Source organism: Mesorhizobium sp. M4A.F.Ca.ET.050.02.1.1, assembly GCF_003997725.1.
In the GTDB taxonomy this organism is placed as follows: domain Bacteria; phylum Pseudomonadota; class Alphaproteobacteria; order Rhizobiales; family Rhizobiaceae; genus Mesorhizobium.
On record NZ_RZSG01000814.1, the window covers coordinates 1 to 2,587 of the forward strand.

4 protein-coding genes are annotated in these 2,587 nt (G+C 64.5%); all 4 read left to right on the top strand.

Translation table 11 applies throughout. The features are described 5' to 3' along the window. Positions 1 to 587 (top strand): BRCT domain-containing protein (locus tag EOA33_RS31580; protein WP_281033582.1); only part of this gene is annotated, 587 nt, incomplete at its 5' end. Beyond that, positions 587 to 1,273: a TIGR02453 family protein gene (locus EOA33_RS31585; RefSeq protein ID WP_127407407.1), complete on the top strand. Its 687-nt coding sequence runs from the start codon at positions 587 to 589 to the stop codon at positions 1,271 to 1,273. The genes EOA33_RS31580 and EOA33_RS31585, both read left to right, overlap by 1 nt. Positions 1,274 to 1,388: 115 nt before the next feature. Next, complete coding sequence (locus EOA33_RS31590) at positions 1,389 to 2,117, top strand: AzlC family ABC transporter permease (RefSeq protein WP_127407408.1); 729 nt, start codon at positions 1,389 to 1,391, stop codon at positions 2,115 to 2,117. Continuing rightward, positions 2,114 to 2,410 (top strand): AzlD family protein, encoded by a 297-nt coding sequence (locus EOA33_RS31595; protein WP_127407409.1) that lies wholly within the window; start codon positions 2,114 to 2,116, stop codon positions 2,408 to 2,410. Before EOA33_RS31590 ends, EOA33_RS31595 begins: the two co-directional genes overlap by 4 nt. Positions 2,411 to 2,587: the final 177 nt, after the last annotated feature.

Here is a 2,587-nt window from a genome sequence, read left to right on the forward strand (position 1 = left end):
CCGAGGATCGCAACTATGAAGGCCTCGACAAGCTGTTCGCCGCGATCGACGCGCGCCGCGAGCGGGAGCTCGACCGCTTCATCTTCGCTCTCGGCATCCGCCATATCGGCGAGACGACGGCCGCTGTGCTTGCCAGGACCTTCTCGACCATGGAAGAGCTGATCCGTGTCGGCAAGGAGACCGCTGCGGCCGACGATCCGCACGACGTCTTCCCGTCGATCAACGGCATTGGCGACACGGTGATCGGCGCGCTGCGCGATTTCTTCGGCAATGAACGCAACGACGACGTGCTGGAGGCACTGCTCGCGCAGGTGCATCCGAAGCCGTACATTGTGGAAATCTCGGCCGGCAGCGAAGTCTCCGGCAAGACGGTCGTGTTCACCGGCTCGTTGGAGAAGATGACGCGCTCCGAGGCAAAGGCGATGGCGGAACGTCTCGGCGCCAAGGTCGCGGGCTCGGTTTCCGCGAAGACCGATCTCGTCGTGGCCGGCCCGGGCGCCGGCTCGAAGCTGAAGGATGCCACCGCGCTCGGCATCGAGGTGATCGACGAGGACACCTGGCTGCAGCGTATCGGCAGGGGCGGCTGATGGCCGGCGCGTTCAAGGGCTTCGGGCAAAAGGCCATTCCGTTCCTCAAGGCGCTCGACTTCCACCAGAACCGGGAGTGGTTCCAGGAGAACCGCGACCTCTATGAGAGCGAACTGCACGAGCCGTTCTGCGATCTTGTCGAGACTCTGACCGAGCGTTTCGCCGCGGCTGGGCTCGGACTGCGCGGCGACCGCAAGAAGTCGCTGTTCCGCATCAATCGCGACGTGCGCTTCTCCAATGACAAGCGGCCCTACAACCGGCATCTGTCGGCGATCCTGTCGCCTGATGGCACCAAGATGGAGCAGGGCGTCTTCTACGTGCATATCGGGCTCGAGCGGTGCTTCTCCGGCGTCGCCTGGTGGCAGCCCAGTCCAGAACTGCTGCTCGCCATGCGCAACGCCATCGCGGCAAGGCCGGAGAAGTATCGCGCGCTGGTGGCGGCGTTGAAGAAAAACGGTCTCGAATTCGAGACCGAGGACCGCATGAAGCGCACGCCGCGCGGCTTTGAGCATGTCACCGACAGCGACCTGGCCGAAGCCATCCGCAACCGGCACTTTTACGTCCAGCATGCAATCGATCCGGCCGGAATCCACTCGCCGGCGCTGGTCGACGAGCTCGTCGATTTCACCTTGCGCGCCAAGCCGCTGCTCGACTGGGGCAGGGCGATCCAGGGCAAGGCGCAATAGCGCGGAGCCTTGCTCGCGTGCACCGGTGATCATTTCCGCTGATCGTTTGGCTCAAGCGAATTGGTGTGACAAGGGGGGCGACGCTCCCTACATCAGGCCGTTCAAGGAGTGGTCGATGTCGGCGGAAGCGATTTCCGAAAGCAGTGCGAAGAGCGATTTCTGGGACGGCGTGCGGCTCTCGATGCCCGTCGTGGTCGCCTCGGCGCCATTCGCGCTGCTGTTCGGGGCGATTGCCGTCGACAATGGTTTCTCGGTCCTTGAAGCCTTCCTGATGAGCGCCCTGATCTTCGGCGGCGCCAGCCAGATGGTCGGCATCGAACTGTTCGGCCAGCATGTCGCGCCGTGGCTGATTGTGCTGTCGATCTTCGCCGTGAACTTCCGCCACGTGCTCTATTCCGCCGGCCTCGGCCGGCGCATTTCACACTGGCCGGTGGTGCAGCAGGCGCTCGGCTTCTTCATCATGACCGATCCGCAATACGCCGTGTCGGAGGCGAGGGCGCAATCCGGCGAGACCGTCGGCTTTGCCTGGTATCTCGGGCTCGGCCTGCCGGTCTATGTGTTCTGGGTGATCGAAAGCGCGCTTGGCGCGGTGTTCGGCAAGCTCATTCCCGACACGCATGCGCTGGGCATCGACTTCCTGCTGCCGATCTATTTCCTCGGCCTCGTCATGGGCTTCCGCAAGCGGCCGCTGTGGCTGCCTGTGGTCGTGGCGAGCGCCGTTGCCTCCACCATCGCCTACAAGACGGTGGGCTCGCCCTGGCACGTTTCCATCGGCGCCGTCGCCGGCGTGCTGCTCGCCGTCATACTGCCGCCGCATCACAGCGGCGTGGGGGAACGGCCATGAGCACCACCTTCTGGATCATCATAGCCGGCGCTGTCGCCACCTATCTCACCCGCGTCGGCGGCCATCTGGTCATCTCGCGCTTCGACAACGTCCACCCGCGCGTCGAGGCCGGGCTGAACGCCGTGCCGGCGGCGGTGCTGACCACGCTGGTGGCGCCGGCGGCGCTTGGCGCCGGTCCCGCCGAATGGGCGGCGCTGATCGTCGCCGCGGCCGTGTCGCTGCGCGGCGGGTTGATGGCGATGTTTTTGGCCGGTGCCGCCGTGCTGATACTGGCCAGGCAGTTCGCAGGGTAAGTTTCTGGTCCGAGCTGACTGCCGGTTCAATTTCGTGCTTCTTTGGTGCGTGTCGGCGCCGCCCTTCATTGCCCTGCCGGGCATTTCTCCCCGTATAGTGACGGGGAGAAAGGGCTGATGTCCGAACCGGATAGATAGGTAACAGAATGGACCGATTGCATAGGTGACAGTTTTCTC

Excerpts from the sequence above, each read along its gene's own strand:
- EOA33_RS31585 (WP_127407407.1), top strand. The coding sequence starts at position 587 with ATGGCCGGCGCGTTCAAGGGCTTCGGGCAAAAGGCCATTCCGTTCCTC.
- EOA33_RS31590 (WP_127407408.1), top strand. The coding sequence starts at position 1,389 with ATGTCGGCGGAAGCGATTTCCGAAAGCAGTGCGAAGAGCGATTTCTGG.
- EOA33_RS31595 (WP_127407409.1), top strand. The coding sequence starts at position 2,114 with ATGAGCACCACCTTCTGGATCATCATAGCCGGCGCTGTCGCCACCTAT.